Raw genomic sequence first — 17,741 nt, forward strand, 5'->3', positions numbered from 1 at the left:
TGCGGTCCGCCGTCGGCGCACCTACGTTGACGATATGAGGGAACTGCAACAGATCATCGTCGCCGAGATGGGTGTCCGGCCCCAGATCGATGTCGAAGCGGAGGCTGAGGCGCGCGTGGGATTTCTCTGCGACTATCTGGCGGCCACCGGCGCTCGCGGCTACGCACTCGGGATCTCCGGGGGCCTGGACTCCACGCTCGCCGGTCGGCTCGCCCAGCTCGCTGCCGAACGTCGGCGTGCGGACGGCGCGGACGCGGCCTTTCTGGCGATCCGCCTTCCCTACCGGGTGCAGTTCGACGAGGACGACGCCCAAGCCGCGCTGGACTTCATCGCCCCGGACGAGATCGTCACCTACAACGTGGCGCCGGCCGTGGACGCATTCGAGGCCGAGTTCCTCACCGCGACGGGTCTGCCGGTCTCGGATTTCACCAAGGGCAACTCCAAGGCTCGCCTGAGGATGGTCGCGCAGTACGCTCTCGCGGCGGAGCGCGGGCTCCTCGTGATCGGCACTGATCACGGCTCGGAGTCGGTGACCGGCTTCTTCACCAAGTTCGGCGACGGTGCCGCCGACGTGCTCCCCCTGTTCGGTCTGGACAAGGGGCAGAACCGCAGGCTCCTGCAGCAACTGGGTGGCCCCGAGCGGCTCTGGGCCAAGCAACCCACCGCCGATCTTCTCGATGGCATTCCCGGCCAGCCCGACGAGGCCGAGCTCGGTGTCGCGTACGCCGACATCGATGCCTATGTGGAGGGGAGGGACGTGGCGGCGGACGTCGCCGAGCGGATCGAGGCAGCCTGGCTGCGGACCCGACACAAACGGACCACTCCCGTCACCCCAGCCGACACCTGGTGGCGTCCTTGAGCGACCAACAGGCTCCCGTCGGCGGCGGCGTCGTGGCGCTGCTGCTCATCGATCTGCAGAACGCGTACTTCGAGGATCCACAGTTGGCCGAGGCACTCCCGAGCCTTATCGACCACGCGAACCAACTCATCGAAGCCGCGCGCAGCGCGGACCGGCCGGTGATCCTCGTCCGAACCGTGCACGCCCGGGACGGATCCACCTGGACACTGAACATGCGCGAGGACGGCGAGGGCTTCGCGTACCCGGGCAGCCACCAGGCGGCGTACGTCGACGGACTCGACGTCGGCGACGCCCTCGACGTGATCAAGACCCGCGACAACGCGTTCCATCGCACCGAGTTGCGCGACGTGCTGGCCGGCCTGGGGGTGGGGCGGCTGCTGATCGGCGGGGTGTCCACGCACAGTTGCGTGGTGCAGACGGCGATGGCGGCGTTCGCTGAGGATCTCGAGGTCGCGATCGCCGCCGGATCGATCGCCTCGGAGAACGAGGAACTCGCCGATGCGGCGTTGACCTTCCTCTCCGAGGAGATGCGTCAGCCCGTGCTCGACCAGCGCGCCGCCCTGGCGTTCCTGCGCGGCTAGGCGCGCGGGCCGGCTAGGTCTGTTCGTCGGTGTCTGCCTCGCGACCACGTGATCTGCGGAGGGCACGGCCGCGCGCGACGGCGTCCTTCTCCTTGGCGGCCCGCTTGTCGCTGGCGCGGGTATCGCGCGGGGGAAGTTGGACGGTCTCCTCGGCCTCGATGCCGGCCTGGAGTTCGCGTCCACGTTCCATCTCGGCGTCGAACTCCGCGCCGAACAGGAGTGCCAGATTCATCACCCAGAGCCACAGCAGGAAGATGATCACACCGGCCAGTGCCCCGTAGGTGGCGTCATAGCTGCTGAAGTTCGACACGTACAGGCCGAGGCCGAACGAGGCGATCCCGGCGAGCACGATCGCGATCACGGCCCCCATGCTGATCCACCGGAACCTGGGCTGCTTGACGTTCGGTGTCACGTAGTAGAGCAACGCGATCGCGAGGATCACGATGAGCAGCAGGACCGGCCACTTGGCGATGTCCCAGACGGTCACGGCCGTGTCACCGAGCCCGATGGTGTCACCGATGGCCCGCGCGACCGGTCCGCTGACCACCAGGATCAGGCCGGCCGCGGCCACGAGCAGCAGCATCACCACCGTGAGCGCGTACATCGCTGGACGCAGTTTCCAGATCGGCCGGCCCTCGGGCACCTCGTACATACGGTTCATCGCGCGCGAGAACGCGTTCACGTAGTTCGACGCCGTCCACACCGCGGTGAGGAGGCCGACGATCAGGCCAAGACCCGGCGCCGGCGCGGTGGTGAGGCTCTCGATGATGGGGCCGAGGGTCGCCATCGCGTCCTCCGGTACCGCGTCGGAGGCGATCCCGAGGAGACGTTCGGTGGTGGACGCCTGTCCGACCAGGCTGAGGATCGACACGAGCGCGATGATCGCGGGGAAGATCGAGAGAACCGCGTAGTAGGTGAGTGCGGCGGCGAGGTCGGTGCACTGGTCGTCGAGGAACTCGGCGACCGTGCGGCGCAGGATGTAGAACCAGGACGGTTTGCGCAAGTCGGTGGGATTGTCGGGCTTGACCGGATGGTCGGCCGACGGGCGGGTGGTCTTGGGCATCGGAAACCTCACGGCGTGGACGGTTCCCCGTGGACCGGTGAACCGGCCCACGGGGAGCGACGATCAGGGATCCTGCAGGCGGTCGCGGGACTCCTCGGCCTCTCCGCGGATGTCCTGGGCGGCCTGTCGGCTGGAGTCGCGGACCTCCTCGGCGCCGGAGACGGCGGTCTCCTTGACGTCCTGGACACCCTCGGTGGCGGTCTCCTTGACCGCTTGAGCGGCATCCTGAGCAGGCTGCTTCAGGTCCGCGCCCACCTCCTGCGCGATCGACTTCGCCTCGTCCGCTGCTCGATGCACAAGGTCGGACTCCTTGGCCTGGCTGACCAGCTCTTGTTCCTTACGACTGGACGGGATGAGCGATGCGACCAGCAGGCCGGCACCGAACGCGATGAATCCGGCGGCCCAGGGGTTTCCCGTCGCCTTCTCCTTGACCAGGTGGGGTGCATCGCTGATCCGGTCGGCGGCGGAGTGGGCGGCACCGGAGACGGCGTCGGCGGCGTTCTCGGCGGAATCCGAGCCGAACGAGCGTGCCTCGTCGGCCGCGCCGAAGACCTTCTCCCTGACGCTGCCGACCGCGTTCCTCACCTTCTCGGTCTGGCGTTCGGCGATACGACCCGGGTGGACCCGGTCGGTGAGGGCATCGACGTCACTGCTCAGATCGGCGCGGGTCCGTTCGATGTCGGAGCGGATACGGTCGGGGTCGGTACTCATGATTGCTGTCCTTTCAGGGCGTCGGGGATCCTCTTCACGGTGTCTGCGGTCTGCGGGATCCCCTCCACGGACTCGAGTGACTTCCTGCCCAGTAGCGCCAGGACGGCAGCGACCACGGCCCAGATGCCGGCGACGATCAGGGCGGACCAGCCGAGGGCAGGGACGTCATCGCCGTCGCCGATCATGGCCCCGATCGCCCACCACAACGCCAGGGACAGGAACAGGAGCAGGAAGTTCGACGCCCAGGCGGCGCCGCCCAGCATGCCCGCACCCTTCCCGGCCCGCTTCGCCGACTCCTGTACCTCGGCCTTGGCGAGGGCGACCTCCTGACGGATGAGCGTCGACAGGTCCTTGCTCACCTCGCCGAAGAGCTCACCGACGGACCGTTCGTCGCGAGGGTCCGGTGAGTGCGAGGCGGTCACGCCTGGCCACCCGGGCGAGTACTGAGCGGGTCAACGGTCGATCCACCCACGGGCGCCCAGTCCGGGGCGCCCGGTGAGCCCGCACGCGTCGACGGCGTCTGCGTGACTGAGGGCGCCGCGCCGACACCCTCGATGTTCGGTGCCTGCCGACGCATGGGTGCCGCCACGGGTCGGCGGGTGGCGTCAGTGGTGTCGTTCGGCTCTGCGTCGCCCCCGGCCTCCTTGGCACCGCGAGCCACCCGACCGGCGAGGAGACCGAGGCCGGCGGCGATCGCCATGAACGTGCCCGGGTGCCGGCGCGCGTACCGGGAGACCTCATCCAGGGCTTGCGCAGGGTCGCGCTGTTGCAGCCAGTCACCGGCTCGCTCGAGGTAGTCGGCCACCTGTCGCGTCATGGCGCCGGCCAGCCCCTGCCCTTGGTCGCTGTCCGCCATCGACGAGAGGTCGGAGGAGAACGAGCGCAGCCCCTCGGAGAGCCGTTGCTGCTGGCCGCCGGCCTGGTCAATGACTTCCCGGCGAGCCTGCTCGAACAGGCTGCGGGCCTGGTAGCGAGCCTCGGACGCGGTGTCCCTGGCCTGTTCCTTCACCGCCCTGGCCACGTCCTGCACCTGGTCGGTCGCCACATCCTTCACAACCCGCGCGCGGTCGGAGACCTCGGAGGCCACGTGGGCGGCCTCGTCCTTCGCATTCACCCGATCGTCGGCTGGTGAGCCGGGTTCCCGGACTGGCTGCGCAGCGGGCGGGTAGCTCGGTGGTAGGCCACCCGACGCCTCCACGCTCGGTTCGAAGGGTCGATTCTGATCTGTCACGGTCGTTCTCCCGGTCTTGGCTCTGCACCTGTGGCGAGCGGGGTCCGGGCGCGCCGTCTGTCGAGTCCGCCGCTGGCGGTCCCGCGACCTTGAGCGATCAAGGCTCGCGGGCACAGCATGACGCGCGAACGACGTCAGCGCATCCGCAGGAAGCGCCTCGACCTCAGGTCGCCCCGGGACCACGCTCAGGTGAGCTGTGGGCCAGCGAACCGCGGTCACCGCCGGGGCCGGCGGCGAAGACGTCCGGGAGCAGGTCCCTGTGCAGCCGGTCCAGGGTGGCCCTCTGGCGCCGAGCGTCCTCGGCCAGATCCGCGAATACCGTGGGTGGCAGTCGAAGCTCGGCGGCGAGACTCTCGAGCGTCTGCCAGACCCCCTCCTTGCCACTCACGGCGCTGCGCATCAGTTCGACCTCCAGAAGCGGCGTCATCGGTGAGCTGCCCACGAGGCGTTCATTGAGCTTGAGACGCCCGACGTGCTCGGCGACCCACGCTCCGGCCTGCCGGTGCGGCCGTCGTCGCAGACCCAGGAGGGCGATGAGTTCGCGGAGGAGTTCGCGCTCCCGGGTGATCTGATCCCTGATCGTGGCCAGATCGCGACCCAAGGGCGTGTCGGCGAAGGCGTGCGCCATCCGCCGGATGCGCTCGGTGCCCGCAGTCGCTCCGGTCAGATGATCCGAAAGGTAGAGGCCGAGGAGGTCGGCGTCGACATGCTCGGAGACGCGCGCGGCGAGCGCACCCGGTGGGAGCATCCGATACCCGCGGTCCGTGTCACGGTCGGTCGGCGCCGGTGTGAGGGACTCGATCGGCCCACCGAAGCGGGTGTCGTCGGGGCGCAGGGAGGGGCTCGTGGTACCACGGTGTTCCCGTATCCCGGCCACTACCTCCCGGAGTGCGTCCTCGGCGCTGTTCTGCTCCGTCCAGCCGAGGTCGCGGATCCGGGCGGTGTCCATCACCGGCACGCCCATCGCCATGTCGAGCCAGCCGGCGTCCGACGCGACCAACCTCGCACGCCAGGCATAGTGCAGGAACGGCCGGACGACCTCGGGCGGGAGCTCGACGTGGTGGCCCCGGGCCAAGATCCCGGCCAGGTCACGGGGCCACAACGTGTCCGCCGCGGCGACGTTGAACGCGCCGCCGGCCCGATGCGCCACCACGGCGGCGTAGGCACGGCCCACATCATCACCGTGCACGATCTGGAGGCGCAACCCCTTCGGCAGGGGAAGCACCGGGACCGCCCCGGTACGCAGCAGGGACGTCGGCACCCACGGCCCGAGGAAGTAGCGCACGATCTGTGCGCCCGCCTCCCCCTGAAAGACCAGCGCGGTGCGCATCCGGGTGATGGTGAGGCCGGGCGTCGCCTCGAACTCATCGAGCACCCGTTCCTGCGCCGCCTTGTCGACGCTGTAGTGGGAGGAGGGGATGCCGGCGCGGGCCGCGTTCTCGTCGCGGGGCACGTCGTCGTCAACCGGGGAGTACACGGCCCAGGATGAGGCGACCACCAGATGCGGCACGCCCGAACGCACAACGGCCCGCGCCACCCGTTCGGTGCCGCTCACATTGACGCGGCGCATATAGTCACGATCGGTGTTCGGCTGGATCGCCCACACGAGGTGGATCACGGCGTCCGCTCCGGCGAATGCCTCCGTCAGCGCGTCCTCGACGCCCCGGCGAGCAGCGAGGTCCACGCTGAGCCACGTGACCGAGTCGTACGGCGGGGAACGGTCCTCCGGTGGCCGCCGGGCGATGCCGACGACCGTCGTGACCTCATCCGTGGCCGCGAGGGCGCGCAGCACGGCGGTGCCCACGTTGCCACTGGCGCCCACCACGACAACTCTCACCGTGTCCCAGCCTCCATTACTCCACGTCGGGTCCGTCCACTATCGCCCGCGGTGACCTCGCGCGCATCTTCGGATCCGGCCCACCCGAGTGCGGCGCGGCGGGTACCGGGATCAGCCGGCCGCCCCGTCGTACATCGCCACCAGGTACGGGTGATGCGGATCGTAGGACGTGAGCGGTCGCGGGTCCGGCACCGTCCCGACCGGGCGCAGGTCTCGCCCGGGATCACCGGTCCGTTCGTCCCCGCAGCGCTGCCGGATCTGCACCGCTCGCGCCGTCAGATCGGCGACGACCTCAGGATGGTCGCTCGCGACGTCGGTGGTCTCGCCCGGGTCGGCGATGAGGTCGTAGAGCTCGCGCACCTCGCCGTCGGCCGGCTCGTGACGATACAGGTGGAGCTTCCACCGACCGGCTCGGACGGCCTCCAGCGTGTGCATCCAGTAGTACGGCAGCACGTCGTGCGGCGAGTCGGCGTGCTCCGGGTCGAACCAGACCGGCGAGATGTCATGGCCGTCGCGGACCCGGTCGGAGGCGAGGTCACCACCGGCGAGCGACGCGAGGGTGGGTAGCAGGTCCATGGCGCTGGTGACCGCTCCGCTGGCAGCGCCGGCCGGCACTCGACCGGGCCAGCGGACCAGGCAGGGGACCCGGACGCCACCTTCGAAGTTCGTGCGTTTGGTGCCACGGAGGGGCGCGTTGCTGCCACCTTCGTCGTTCACCCGGGAGCCGTTGTCCGAGGTGAAGATGACGATCGTGTTCTCAGTCAGGGCGAGGTCGTCGAGTTCACGAAGGATCACGTCGGTCGACCAGTCGACGTACTCGACCGCGGCCCCGTACGGTCCGTTGCGGGAGTCCCGCGCGAAGCGCTCAGCCGTGAGGTGCGGCAGATGCGGGTGCAGGTGGGCGAGGTAGAGGAAGAACGGTCTGCCGCGATGCTGTCGGATCAGCCGCACAGCCTCAGCGGTGTAGCGCTCGGTCAGGGCCTCCATCAGCGGCTGCTGCTCGATCACATCGTCATCGAGGATCAGTGGCAGCGGCGGGTTGCCGGTTGCGACGCCGTCGATCTGTTGACGGCCCATGTCGTTGCTGTAGGGCAGGCCGAGGTAGGAGTCGAATCCGTGCCGCCTTGGCAGATGCTCGGGCTGGTCGCCGCAGTGCCACTTGCCCACCATCGCGGTGGCGTAGCCCGCGTCCCGCAGCATGGTCGCGAGCGTCTGCTCACCCGGCGCGAGGCCGTGTCGCATCCCGGGAAACAGCACGGCCCTACCGTCGAACGACGTGAACCCGACCCGCGCCGGCAGGCTTCCCGTCATCAGCGCGGCCCTCGACGGCGAGCACACCGGAGAGGCGACGTAGAAGTCGGTGAGCCGCAGGCCCTCAACAGCCAACCTGTCGATCGCGGGGGTCCGGTTCCGCTCGGAGCCGTAGCAGCCCAGGTCGCCGTACCCGAGGTCGTCGCAGTTGATCAGGACGATGTTGGGACGGCCGTTGTCCATGCTCAGGTTCGCCTCCGGACATCGGTCGCGGTCGCCATCGGTGCACCCGACGGCTGCTCGCGCACTGTAGCGGAACACGAACCCCAGGGTCGCAGTGCCACCGGTGGGTCATCGGGGTATGCCCGCACCTGGTCGCCGCTGTCATGCCTCCACCGAACCAGGAGCCGCGAGACCACGACCGGCCATCGAGACCGTCGGGCGTGTTCGGAGAGCGCATCTCGCTGCTCGCGTCAGTCAGGTCTCACCACGTCGCGACTCGGCAGGCGGAACGGTCCTCGTGCCACATCTGAAGGTCGAGGACTGCCGCGCACATCTCGGTGCGGAGCTCCGCACGATCGGGGTCGTCCCATAGATTGACAAGCTCGTCCGGATCGCTGGCGAGGTCGTAGAGCTCTCCGGTCTGAGCTTCACCGGTAGCTGGGTTGCCGTGCCAGATGACGACCTTCGTGTCGGCTCGACGGAACATCGTGGTCATCGCCGGCGGGTCGTAGGCGTAGCCGGAGTCGCGGTACTCCGACCAGGCATAACGACGGCCGCGGCGGTCACCTCGGGCGACCTCGGTGAGATCGATCCCCTGATCGCGAACGTAGGGAGCCAGGCCGGCCGCCACACGGATGGTCCGGGCGACGTCGTGGACGCCAACGAAGTCGGTGACCCTGTGATCGGCGGGAACGTTCTCCGGCCACGAGACGATCAGCGGCACCCGCACGGCCTCGTCGTAGAGCATCGGGCCCTTGAGTAGCAGGGCATGGTCGCCCAGCATCTCGCCGTGGTCGCTGACGAACACGACCAGGGTGTCCTGGTCCTGGTCGCGCTGACGCAGCGCCTCGAGGATCTGCCCGACGCCGTCGTCGACCTGGGTGATCATCGCGTAGTACGTCCGTCGGATCTCGTCGAGATCGTCCGGGGTGAAGTCTTGGTAGGAGGGGCCGTGGCCCCGGTAGCTCGACGCGGAAGCCTCCAGTTGCCGAGCGGGCTTGCCGGCCAGCTCCCGCACGCTTCCAACTGGGGGCCGCACCGAACCGGGCGGGTACTTCTCGAGGTACTCAGGTGGTGCCGCGAACGGATGATGTGGAGCGAAGTAGTTCGCGAGCAGGAAGAACGGGCGGCTGTCGGCCTCCCCGAGGAAGTCCGACACCTTCTCGGTGACCCAGGTCGAGTAACTGGCCTCGTGAGGCATCTCGTCGAACTGGGTGTTCGCGTGCGCGAAGTTGGTGAGGTCGGGCGTGACCACGTCGGCGGCTGCCGCCGCCCACAGGCCCGGGTGCCGCTCCCGCAGCCACCGGTGGTACGAGTTCTCCGGTGAGCCATGGAACGGGTCGTGGGCCCACTCGTAGTACTCGAACCCGTCGTCAAGGCGCTCCTCGGTGCGACCTTGGAACGCCGCACCCAAGTGGAACTTGCCGACCAGTCCGCACCGATACCCGGAGTCGGCCAGCTCGCGGGTGACCAGGCTGCGGCCTTCCGGGAGCGCGACGCCATTGGCCCAGAGCCCGTGGGAGCTTGGGTACTCACCCGTGAGCATCGAAGCCCGGGTGGGTGAGCAGACACTGTTCGGCGCGTAGCAATGGTCGAATACCGTGCCACGGCGCGCGAGGGCATCGAGATTCGGCGTGATGGCCGCGCTTCCGGGGTAGACGCCGATCGCGTCGTACCGATGCTGGTCCGTGCAGATCACCAGGATGTTGGGTCTTGTCTTCATCGTCGCGGTTCTCCTGAGGTGGGCTGTTTTTCGATGGTCACTTCACGCTCCCTGCTGCCAGGCCGCCGACCATGGACCTGCCGAAGACGGCACCCAGCACGATCAGCGGCAACGACAGCAGCACCACTCCGGCCATCACCTGGTTCCACTGCAGCGTGTAACTGCCGAGGAACTTCTGAAGCACCAGCGGGATCGTCGCCGACCGCGAACCGGTGAGCACCAGCGGAAAGAGAAAGTTGTTCCACGCGAACAGGAACGTCATGATCGTGACCGAAGCCAGGCCCGGCCGAGCGACCGGCAGCACGACCTGCAGCATGGTGCGCAGCGGACTGGCCCCGTCGATGGCCGCTGCCTCGTCGAGTTCGCGGGGAATGCCGTCGATGAAGACCTTCAACATGATCGTCGCGAGGGCGACGTTGAACGGTAGATAGACAAGCAGCAGAGCGACGATCGTGTCCGAAAGGCCGATGCGTGTGAAGATCGCGTACGCGGGGATCGCCAGACCGATCGCCGGCAATGCCCGCGCGGCCAGTAGCCACATCCCGATCACCCCTGAGGACGACACGTTCGCTCGGCTGAGCGCGTAGGCCGCCGGGGCGCAGATCGCGAGTGCAAGTGCGGCTGACGCGACACTGGACTGGACGCTGTTGAGCACCGGACCCAGGAACGAGGAGTCCTCGAACAGCGAGACGAAGTTGTCGAGGGTCGGTGTGAAGATCCACTGCGGCACTGGGTTGAGACTGACGCTCGCGGGCTGCAGCGACGTCAGCAGCGCGTACAGCGTCGGCAGCGTGAAGGCCGCCAGCACGAGCGTGATGTACAGATATGCCGCGACCCGAGAAGCGAGGTGGGGCCGGCTTGCCCGTCTCATGCCCATGCCTTCTCGGCTCGGCGCTGGATACGGGTGAAGACCGTGACGCACGCCAGCGTGAAGAGGACCACGAAGATCGCGATCGCAGCACCCTGCCCGAACTGCAGCTGGCCGAAGAACACCTGGAAGTTGTAGTACGTGAGCAACTGCGTGCTGGAACCGGGGCCGCCGCGCGTGAGGACGTAGATCGTTGGGAACACCTGGATCGCGTCGATGAAACGCAGCAGCGCGATCGCGATCACGGCGGGCCGGATGATGGGGATCACGAGGCTCCAGGCACTGCGAATCCACCCCGCGCCGTCGAGTTGGGCAGCCTCGAGCACCTCCTCGGGGACGCTCTTGAGCGCCGCCAGGGTGAGCAGGATGACGAATGGGGTGTATTGCCAGACGTCGATGCCGATGATCACAGCCATCGCCGAACTGGGCTGGGTCAGCCACTCCTGATGGATGCCGACGAGACCGAGGTAGTACGACAGCATCCCGATGTCTCCTTGCAGGATGTACTTGAAGACCAGCGCGACGGCGATCGGCGGCAGTACTGCGGGCCATAGCAACACGACACGCAGTGTGTTGCGATTCGGTACGAAGCGATCGAGCACGAGTGCTGTGAACACACCGAGGCCGAGTTCAAACGCGAGCGCCCCGACGAGGAAGACGACCGCCAGCCACAGGGCCGGCCAGAGGTCGCCGCGGTCCAGAACCGCCTCGACGTTGCCGGTGCCGAACGGTGCCTGCGGCACCAGGCTGGCGTCCGAGCCACCTAGTGCGAGTGCCAGCGCATACGCGAGCGGGAGCACCGTTGTCGCCAGCAGTACCGCGATGAGTGGGAAGGTGAATCCCAGATGCCAGCCGCGAAGTCGGCCTTCGGCACGGGGTATCGAGGTCACAGGCGGGCCTCCTCTCCTAGTCATCGGTCACGGCGGTGCTGCTCCCGACCCGCCAGCCAGCCGCCCGGTCGGCGAGGGTCACTCGAGATAGGTGGACGCGGCACGCAGGGCTTCCTCGACGGAGACCTGACCGGTCACGGCCTTGCTCAACTCCTCGGCGATCTGCTGCCCGACCGTCGCCCAGTCGGTGGTGGCAGGCAGGTAGTTCGGATCGTCCTCGAAGGGGGAGACGCCGCCGCCGTTGGCGATGTCGATCGTGCCGATCACCGCGGGGACGAAATCGTTGAAGCCGTACTTCGCCTCGTACTCGGGGGAGGAGTAGACGTCGGCCAGCGGCGGGGCGCCGAAATTGGCGTCAGTCTGTGTGGCTGCCGTCAACGTTTGGGCCAGTGTGGCCCACTGCGTGAACAACCACGCCGCGTCGGTGGCGTCGCTGTTCGCGGCGATCGTCCAGCCGTGCGCGTTGTAGGGCACGAACGACCCGGCTGGGCCAGCAGGCAGTGTGAACGCGTCGATATCGCCGGACACCTGGGAGGAATCCGGGTTGTTGAACGTACCTCCGAAGACCGCACCCTCCTGGACGATCGCCACTCGACCGGTCGCGAAGGCCCGTGTGACGTCGTCCACGCTCCAGTTGGTTGCACCGGACGGCGCATAGTTCTGCACGAGGTCGGTGTAGGTCGTCAGCGACTCGACTGCCTCGGGGGAGTCGAGCGCGGAGCCGGAATAGGTGCCGTCGTCGTACTCGGCGTAGTAGGAGCCGCCATTGGCGTACAACCAGGCCGACCAGACGAACAGGAGTTGCGATGGGCTCGGCGCCGTGCGCAGGGCGATCCCGGCGACGTCGTCGCCGTGGACCTCATGCACGACCTCGACCAGTTCCTCGTACGTTGTCGGCACCTGCTCGATGCCGTGCTCCTCGAACACGTCGGTGCGGTAGTAGAACATCTGTGTCCCGATGAACATCGGGACGCCATAGACCTCGTCGTCCCGGCTGAGCAGCGACGTCGTGCCTTCCCCGAAGGCCTCGAGATTCCAGCCCGGCACGATGCTGCTGGCGTCGTCGACGAGCGGACCGATCGGCTGCAGCCAACCACGATCCACATAGGTCGGGATGAAGCCAGACGGGGTCTGCAGCACGTCGAAGCCGCCGTCGCCCGAACCTAGCGCCACAGCGGCGCGGTTCTCCGTGGACTGCTCGTCGAGGATCGTCCAGTCCACGGTGATGCCCGTGAGCTCGGTGAACTGTCCGCTGATCTGTTGAATGGCGTCGGCCTGCGGTGAACTCTGTGCGAGCACGCTGATGCGGTCGACGCCGAGTTCCTCACCCCGAGCGGTGAGGAAGTCCTCCACGGAGACATCGAGATCGGCAGCATCGTCGGCACCGGTGCCGCCGGTCCCGCCGCCGGCGCCGCACGCCGTGACCACGAGCGTCGCCGCGAGCACCAGGACGGCACGGTTGGCCACTCTTCTGGATCTGATTCGCATGACGAACCTCCTTGTCCGAGGGATGGAGCAGGAAGTGCTCCGCCCTGGTTGCCAGCCAAGACGTATCCGCGACGCGCGTCAATCATCTGAGCGAAGTTTGCTCGAATGAGCGATGCTTGGGCCATGGAAAACCCACGCGAGCTGGCACTCATGGCGCACGTCGCACGTCGCTTCTATCTCGCAGGCCGAACGAAGAGCGAGATTGCGGACGAACTATTCCTGAGCCGGTTCAAAGTGGCGCGATTGCTCGACGCGGCCCGTGACGCAGGGGTTGTCGAGATCAGGATCAACGTGCCCGGCGATTCCAATGCCGAGGTCGCGCGTGAGCTCGAGGAGGCGCTCAATCTGCGTCGCGCGGTCGTGATCGACGATCCCGACGCTGGCGGCGACACCCTGCTCGCGGACCTGGGCGACGCCGCGATCGCGGTCCTTGGCGAAGTCGTTCGGGATGGTGACCGGGTGGGGATAGCGTCGACCCGGACCATGCTGGCCATCCACGAAGCACCTCCGGTGGCGCTGCCGCGGTGTACCTTCGTTCAACTCACCGGGGAGATCCCCCGCGATGATGCGGCCAACGTCATGGGCGTGATCCGGATTCTCACTCGCCGGGCGGCCGGAAGTGCCAAGGTGTTCTACGCGCCGATGATCGCAGGTGACGAGGGAGCCTGGCGCAGCTACATGTCGCTGCCGGAGGTGCGTGCAGCGTTCGCCGAGTTCTCGAGGCTGGACGTTGTGGTGACCGGCATCGGCGCATGGGCTTCCGGACTATCGATCAGCTTTGACCACCTCAGCCCTGAAGCTCGGGACGAAGCGTCGGAGGCGGGCGCCGTAGCCGAGGTCGCCGGGATTCCGATCGACGTCCGGGGTCGCACCGTTACGGGTGCGGCCCGGCGCCGGGTCGTCGCGCCCGACGTCGAGATGCTCATCCGCGCGCGGGAACGGATCGGCGTCGTGTTCGATCCTGCCCGCGCGGACGCGACACGAATTGCTGCTCGTTCCGGAGTCATCACGACGATCGTCACCCAACGCTCGAACGCCGAGGCGCTGCTGTCGTACCGCTGACGGAATGGTGCGTGCCCTGCGCCGGGAGGCGCACCGCCGTCGAACTGCCCGACGACGCTTGTCGCTGGAGGGGACGCGCTGACCCGTGGGACGGGCGGCCTGCAGTTCAGCGCCTCGCCCGTGCGACTCTCCAGTGGCCCTCGCCGAGCAGCAGGACCTGCTTCAACGCCGGGTTGGTGTTGTCCCGGCGCCAGACGCACTGGGCCTGTACCTTCCGCTCCGCGAGGCCCGACGGCTCCAGATAGGTCAGGGACGGCAGTCTCAGCGCCGTGGCCGAGGTGGGCACGAGACCGACGCCGACACCCGCGTCGACGAGGGCGAGCACGCTGTGCACCTGGCTGACGTGCTGGACGTAGTGCGGGGTGAGGCCGGCATCGCTGAAGGCGGCGACCACGACCTCGTAGAGGTATCTGGCCTCGACCGGGGCGTAGGTGACGATGTGGTGCTCGGCGACGTCCGCGAGGACCGGGGGCCGTCCGAGCCGCGTGAGCGGATGTCCGGCCGGCACGGCTAGGACCAGCGGTTCGCTGTGCACCAGTCGCGCCGCGAGGATCTCGGAGGGGTTCACGCCACGAGCCAGGCCGACGTCGATCTGCCCGGCGAGCACGGCCTCGACCTGGTCGGCGGTGACCATCTCGGTGAGGATGAGATCGACGCCCGGCAGGTGCTCGCCGACCGCCCTGGCCCACCCGCCGAGGACCGTCAGGGCCGTCATCGCCGTGAACCCGATCCGGACCGTGCCGGCGGTCCCGGCGGCGACGCCACGGGCCCGAAGCGGCGCCGCCTCGGCGAGCCCGAGGATCCGGCGAGCCTCATCGAGGAAGACGCGGCCTGCCGTCGTCAGCTGCGCGCCCCGGTGGGTGCGGGCGAAGAGTTCAACTCGCAACTCGCCCTCGAGCTTGCGCACCAGTCGGCTCAGCGGAGGCTGCGTCATCCCCAACCGGTCCGCGGCCCGGCTGAAGTTCCGTTCCTCGGCAACCGCGACGAAACCTCTGAGCTGGTCGAGCGTGTACATCGCACCTCCGGATCAACTATGCGTGATGGGCATGATGCCAGTCCGCTTCGGACTTGGACGGGTATAGGTCCGGGTGGTTAACCTCCAATCAGACCCTTCCGCGCGGCAGGAGCACCACGATGACCAGCTACACGCCCGACGAGCTCCGGACGATCCTCGGCTCGGGCCTGCTCTCCTTCCCGGTCACCCATGCCCGGGCGGACCTGAGTCTCGACGAGGACGGCTACCGGGAACACGTCGCCTGGCAGGCAGGTTTCGGCCCGGCCGGACTCTTCGCCGCCGGCGGCACCGGCGAGATCTTCGCCCTCACGCCCGCCGAGGTGCCCCGGGTGGTCCGCGCGGCCGTGGCGGAGGCCCCGGACGGCCTGCCGATCCTCGGCCCGGCCGCGTACGGCACCGCGCAGGCGGTCCAGATGGCTCGCGAGGCTGAACAGGCCGGCGCCCACGGCATCCTGTTGTTCCCCCCGTACCTCACCGAGGTGAGCCAGGACGGCCTGGTTGCTCACGTGCGGGCGGTGTGCGCGGCGACCTCCCTCGGGGTGATCGTCTACCACCGCGCGAACGCTCGGTTCACCGCCGAGTCGATCGCCCGGCTCACCGAGACCTGTCCGAACCTCATCGGGTTCAAGGACGGTGTCGGCGACGTCGAACTCATGACCCGTCTGTACGCGGGCCTCGACGGCCGGCTCCTGTTCATCGGTGGGCTGCCCACCGCCGAGGTCTATGCCCTGCCCTACCTCGAGATGGGGCTGACCACCTACTCCTCCGCGATCTTCAACTTCGTGCCACGGTTCGCGCTGGACTTCCACCGGTCCGTGCTCGCCCGCGACCGTGAGGACGTCTACCTGCGGCTACGCTCGTTCGTCCTGCCATACCTGGAGATCCGTGATCGCAGCGCGGGATATCCCGTCTCGATCGTCAAGGCCGGCCTGACGGCGATCGGCCGCCCCGCCGGGCCCGTCCGGCCGCCGCTGACCGACCTGACCGGCGCCGAGCAACAGGCGCTGACCACCTTGATCGAGGGCATCGCGCAGGTCGAGCACGCCGACCGGGACCTGGTCGGCTCATGACCTCCACGCAGCCGACGAGCGGTTCCCCGGTGGTCACCGGCATGCGGGTGGTACCCGTGGCCGGCCAGGACAGCATGCTGCTGAACCTCTCCGGCGCACACGCTCCGTACTTCACCCGCAACGTGGTGGTGCTGACCGACTCCGCGGGCCGCACCGGGGTGGGGGAGGTGCCCGGTGGTGCGGGGATCACCCGGACCCTGGAGGCGGCGACCGACCTGGTGCTCGGCCGGCCACTGGCGCAGTATCAGTCGGTGCTCGGCGAGATCCGACGCAGGTTCGCGGACTCCGCCGACCGGCGTGGGCTGCAGACCTTCGACCTGCGCGTGACGGTCCACGTGGTCACCGCCGTCGAGTCCGCGCTGCTGGACCTGCTCGGACAGTTCCTGGAGGTTCCGGTCGCCGCGCTGCTCGGCGACGGCGTGCAGCGCACCACCGTGCCGGTGCTCGGATACCTCTTCTACGTCGGGGACTCCGGCCGCACCGACCTGCCCTACCGGTCCGAGCGCGACGCCGACGACCCGTGGCTGCGGTTGCGCAACACCGAGGCACTGACCCCCGGGGCGGTCGTCTCTCTCGCCGAGGCGGCCCAGGCCCGGTACGGCTTCACCGACTTCAAGCTCAAGGGTGGGGTGTTGCCCGGCTCCGAGGAGGCGGACGCCGTGACGGCGTTGGCCGAGCGGTTCCCGCGGGCGCGGATCACCATCGACCCGAACGGGGCCTGGTCGTTGCCCGAGGCGATCGGACTCGGGAAGCGGCTGCGGGACGTCCTGGCCTACGCGGAGGACCCGTGCGGCGCCGAGGCCGGCTACTCCGGCCGGGAGGTGATGGCGGAGTTCCGCCGCGCCACCGGACTGCCGACGGCGACCAACATGATCGCCACCGACTGGCGCGAGCTCGGGCACGCGGTCCGCTCCGGCTGCGTGGACATCCCGCTCGCCGACCCGCACTTCTGGACGATGAACGGCTCGGTCAGGGTGGCGCAACTGTGTGAGGCCTGGGGGTTGACCTGGGGGTCGCACTCGAACAACCACCTCGACATCTCGTTGGCCATGTTCACGCAGGTCGCCGCCGCGGCACCCGGCGACATCACGGCCATCGACACCCACTGGATCTGGCAGGACGGTCAGCGACTGACCAGGGAACCGCTGCGGATCACCGGCGGGACGATCGCCCTGCCGGACCGGCCCGGCCTGGGCGTCGAGCTGGACCTCGACCGGCTCGAGGCCGCCCACGAGCTCTACCTCGCCCACGGACTCGGCGGACGTGACGACGCCGTCGGGATGCAGCACCTGCTGCCCGGCTGGGTTTTCGACGCGAAGCGCCCGGCGCTGGTGCGCTGAGCCGACCGACCGACCCGGTCACCAGGTCGTCAGTCCAGGCAGAACTCGTTGCCCTCGGGATCGGTCATCACGATGAACCCGATGCTCGTCGGGGCCTCCGGTTCGAAACGCTTCACGCGGGTGGCGCCGAGGGCGACGAGTCGTTCGCACTCGACCTCGAGGGCGGCCATGCGCTCGTCACCACGCAGGTCGGACGCGGTCCGGACATCCAGGTGCACGCGGTTCTTGGCGACCTTGTCCTCGGGCACCTGTTGGAAGAACAGCCGGGGACCGACGCCGTCCGGGTCCTCCAGCGCGGATGCGGAGTTGCGCTGGTCCTCGGGAACCCCGGACCTCTCGAGGAACTCCTCCCAGGCGGCGAGGGGGTCGGCGCCGGGCTCCAGGTCCACCCCGGGCGGACCCGGATGGACGTAGCCGAGGACGTCCCGCCAGAAGGTCGAGAGCGCCCGGGGGTCGTGGGCGTCGAACGTGATCTGGATCGTGCGGCTCATCAAGGTCTCCTTTTCGTCGAAGGTCGGAGGTCAACCCTC

17 protein-coding genes are annotated in these 17,741 nt (G+C 68.6%); 5 read left to right on the forward strand and 12 right to left on the reverse strand.

The features are described from left to right. The first annotated feature begins 34 nt into the window (after window positions 1-34). A complete protein-coding gene (gene nadE, locus EXU48_RS15495) occupies window positions 35-859 on the forward strand; it encodes an ammonia-dependent NAD(+) synthetase (RefSeq protein ID WP_133108583.1) in 825 nt (274 codons plus the stop codon). Further along, window positions 856-1,440, forward strand: coding sequence for a cysteine hydrolase family protein (locus EXU48_RS15500; RefSeq protein WP_133108584.1), 585 nt, complete (start codon window positions 856-858; stop codon window positions 1,438-1,440). The genes nadE and EXU48_RS15500 overlap by 4 nt, the downstream gene beginning before the upstream one ends. Before the next feature lie 13 nt (window positions 1,441-1,453). Here EXU48_RS15500 and EXU48_RS15505 read toward each other — a convergent pair whose 3' ends face one another. From EXU48_RS15505 to EXU48_RS15550, 10 genes are all read right to left on the reverse strand, one after another. Further along, the gene (locus tag EXU48_RS15505; protein ID WP_133108585.1) at window positions 1,454-2,503 is read right to left on the reverse strand and encodes a YihY/virulence factor BrkB family protein; all 1,050 of its coding nucleotides are present in this window, start codon (window positions 2,501-2,503) and stop codon (window positions 1,454-1,456) included. A gap of 63 nt (window positions 2,504-2,566) precedes the next feature. Continuing rightward, a complete protein-coding gene (locus EXU48_RS15510; RefSeq protein ID WP_133108586.1) occupies window positions 2,567-3,214 on the reverse strand; it encodes a DUF3618 domain-containing protein in 648 nt (215 codons plus the stop codon). Beyond that, entirely contained in the window at window positions 3,211-3,636 is a 426-nt protein-coding gene (locus tag EXU48_RS15515; protein ID WP_133108587.1) for a phage holin family protein, read from the reverse strand. Before EXU48_RS15515 ends, EXU48_RS15510 begins: the two co-directional genes overlap by 4 nt. After that, window positions 3,633-4,328 (reverse strand): hypothetical protein, encoded by a 696-nt coding sequence (locus EXU48_RS15520; RefSeq protein ID WP_133108588.1) that lies wholly within the window; start codon window positions 4,326-4,328, stop codon window positions 3,633-3,635. The genes EXU48_RS15515 and EXU48_RS15520 overlap by 4 nt, the downstream gene beginning before the upstream one ends. Before the next feature lie 280 nt (window positions 4,329-4,608). Continuing rightward, window positions 4,609-6,267 carry an NAD-dependent epimerase/dehydratase family protein gene (locus EXU48_RS15525; RefSeq protein WP_235857059.1) on the reverse strand — a complete coding sequence of 553 codons (1,659 nt, stop codon included), beginning with the start codon at window positions 6,265-6,267 and terminating at the stop codon, window positions 4,609-4,611. Between the two features lie 126 nt (window positions 6,268-6,393). After that, window positions 6,394-7,776 (reverse strand): sulfatase family protein, encoded by a 1,383-nt coding sequence (locus tag EXU48_RS15530; RefSeq protein WP_133108590.1) that lies wholly within the window; start codon window positions 7,774-7,776, stop codon window positions 6,394-6,396. 241 nt (window positions 7,777-8,017) lie between these two features. Continuing rightward, complete coding sequence (locus EXU48_RS15535; protein ID WP_133108591.1) at window positions 8,018-9,478, reverse strand: sulfatase-like hydrolase/transferase; 1,461 nt, start codon at window positions 9,476-9,478, stop codon at window positions 8,018-8,020. Between the two features lie 37 nt (window positions 9,479-9,515). Further along, a complete protein-coding gene (locus EXU48_RS15540) occupies window positions 9,516-10,286 on the reverse strand; it encodes a carbohydrate ABC transporter permease (RefSeq protein ID WP_165962840.1) in 771 nt (256 codons plus the stop codon). A 59-nt stretch (window positions 10,287-10,345) separates the two neighbouring features. Then, on the reverse strand, window positions 10,346-11,236 hold the full coding sequence (locus EXU48_RS15545) for a carbohydrate ABC transporter permease (RefSeq protein ID WP_165962841.1): 891 nt from the start codon (window positions 11,234-11,236) through the stop codon (window positions 10,346-10,348). 78 nt (window positions 11,237-11,314) lie between these two features. Further along, entirely contained in the window at window positions 11,315-12,724 is a 1,410-nt protein-coding gene (locus EXU48_RS15550; RefSeq protein ID WP_133108594.1) for an ABC transporter substrate-binding protein, read from the reverse strand. 105 nt (window positions 12,725-12,829) lie between these two features. On the opposite strand from EXU48_RS15550, the gene EXU48_RS15555 reads away from it, so the two are divergent. Continuing rightward, a complete protein-coding gene (locus EXU48_RS15555) occupies window positions 12,830-13,786 on the forward strand; it encodes a sugar-binding transcriptional regulator (protein WP_133108595.1) in 957 nt (318 codons plus the stop codon). Between the two features lie 106 nt (window positions 13,787-13,892). Here the strand turns inward: EXU48_RS15555 and EXU48_RS15560 are convergent, their stop codons facing one another. Next, window positions 13,893-14,801: a LysR substrate-binding domain-containing protein gene (locus EXU48_RS15560; RefSeq protein ID WP_133108596.1), complete on the reverse strand. Its 909-nt coding sequence runs from the start codon at window positions 14,799-14,801 to the stop codon at window positions 13,893-13,895. Window positions 14,802-14,920: 119 nt separating this feature from the next. On the opposite strand from EXU48_RS15560, the gene kdgD reads away from it, so the two are divergent. Both kdgD and EXU48_RS15570 read left to right on the forward strand, forming a co-directional pair. Then, window positions 14,921-15,871 carry a 5-dehydro-4-deoxyglucarate dehydratase gene (gene kdgD / locus EXU48_RS15565; RefSeq protein WP_133108597.1) on the forward strand — a complete coding sequence of 317 codons (951 nt, stop codon included), beginning with the start codon at window positions 14,921-14,923 and terminating at the stop codon, window positions 15,869-15,871. After that, the gene (locus tag EXU48_RS15570) at window positions 15,868-17,211 is read left to right on the forward strand and encodes an enolase C-terminal domain-like protein (protein WP_133108598.1); all 1,344 of its coding nucleotides are present in this window, start codon (window positions 15,868-15,870) and stop codon (window positions 17,209-17,211) included. The genes kdgD and EXU48_RS15570 overlap by 4 nt, the downstream gene beginning before the upstream one ends. A 29-nt stretch (window positions 17,212-17,240) precedes the next feature. On the opposite strand, the gene EXU48_RS15575 is transcribed toward EXU48_RS15570, so the two are convergent. Then, window positions 17,241-17,702 (reverse strand): VOC family protein, encoded by a 462-nt coding sequence (locus tag EXU48_RS15575; protein ID WP_133108599.1) that lies wholly within the window; start codon window positions 17,700-17,702, stop codon window positions 17,241-17,243. Window positions 17,703-17,741: the final 39 nt, after the last annotated feature.

The organism is Occultella glacieicola (assembly GCF_004353825.1).
Taxonomy (GTDB): domain Bacteria; phylum Actinomycetota; class Actinomycetes; order Actinomycetales; family Beutenbergiaceae; genus Occultella; species Occultella glacieicola.

Bases quoted from the DNA above. Each gene is read 5' to 3' on its own strand.
- nadE (WP_133108583.1), top strand. From the start codon at position 35: ATGAGGGAACTGCAACAGATCATCGTCGCCGAGATGGGTGTCCGGCCC.
- EXU48_RS15505 (WP_133108585.1), bottom strand. From the start codon at position 2,503: ATGCCCAAGACCACCCGCCCGTCGGCCGACCATCCGGTCAAGCCCGAC.
- EXU48_RS15510 (WP_133108586.1), bottom strand. From the start codon at position 3,214: ATGAGTACCGACCCCGACCGTATCCGCTCCGACATCGAACGGACCCGC.
- EXU48_RS15530 (WP_133108590.1), bottom strand. From the start codon at position 7,776: ATGGACAACGGCCGTCCCAACATCGTCCTGATCAACTGCGACGACCTC.
- EXU48_RS15535 (WP_133108591.1), bottom strand. From the start codon at position 9,478: ATGAAGACAAGACCCAACATCCTGGTGATCTGCACGGACCAGCATCGG.
- EXU48_RS15550 (WP_133108594.1), bottom strand. From the start codon at position 12,724: ATGCGAATCAGATCCAGAAGAGTGGCCAACCGTGCCGTCCTGGTGCTC.
- EXU48_RS15555 (WP_133108595.1), top strand. From the start codon at position 12,830: ATGAGCGATGCTTGGGCCATGGAAAACCCACGCGAGCTGGCACTCATG.
- EXU48_RS15560 (WP_133108596.1), bottom strand. From the start codon at position 14,801: ATGTACACGCTCGACCAGCTCAGAGGTTTCGTCGCGGTTGCCGAGGAA.
- kdgD (WP_133108597.1), top strand. From the start codon at position 14,921: ATGACCAGCTACACGCCCGACGAGCTCCGGACGATCCTCGGCTCGGGC.
- EXU48_RS15570 (WP_133108598.1), top strand. From the start codon at position 15,868: ATGACCTCCACGCAGCCGACGAGCGGTTCCCCGGTGGTCACCGGCATG.
- EXU48_RS15575 (WP_133108599.1), bottom strand. From the start codon at position 17,702: ATGAGCCGCACGATCCAGATCACGTTCGACGCCCACGACCCCCGGGCG.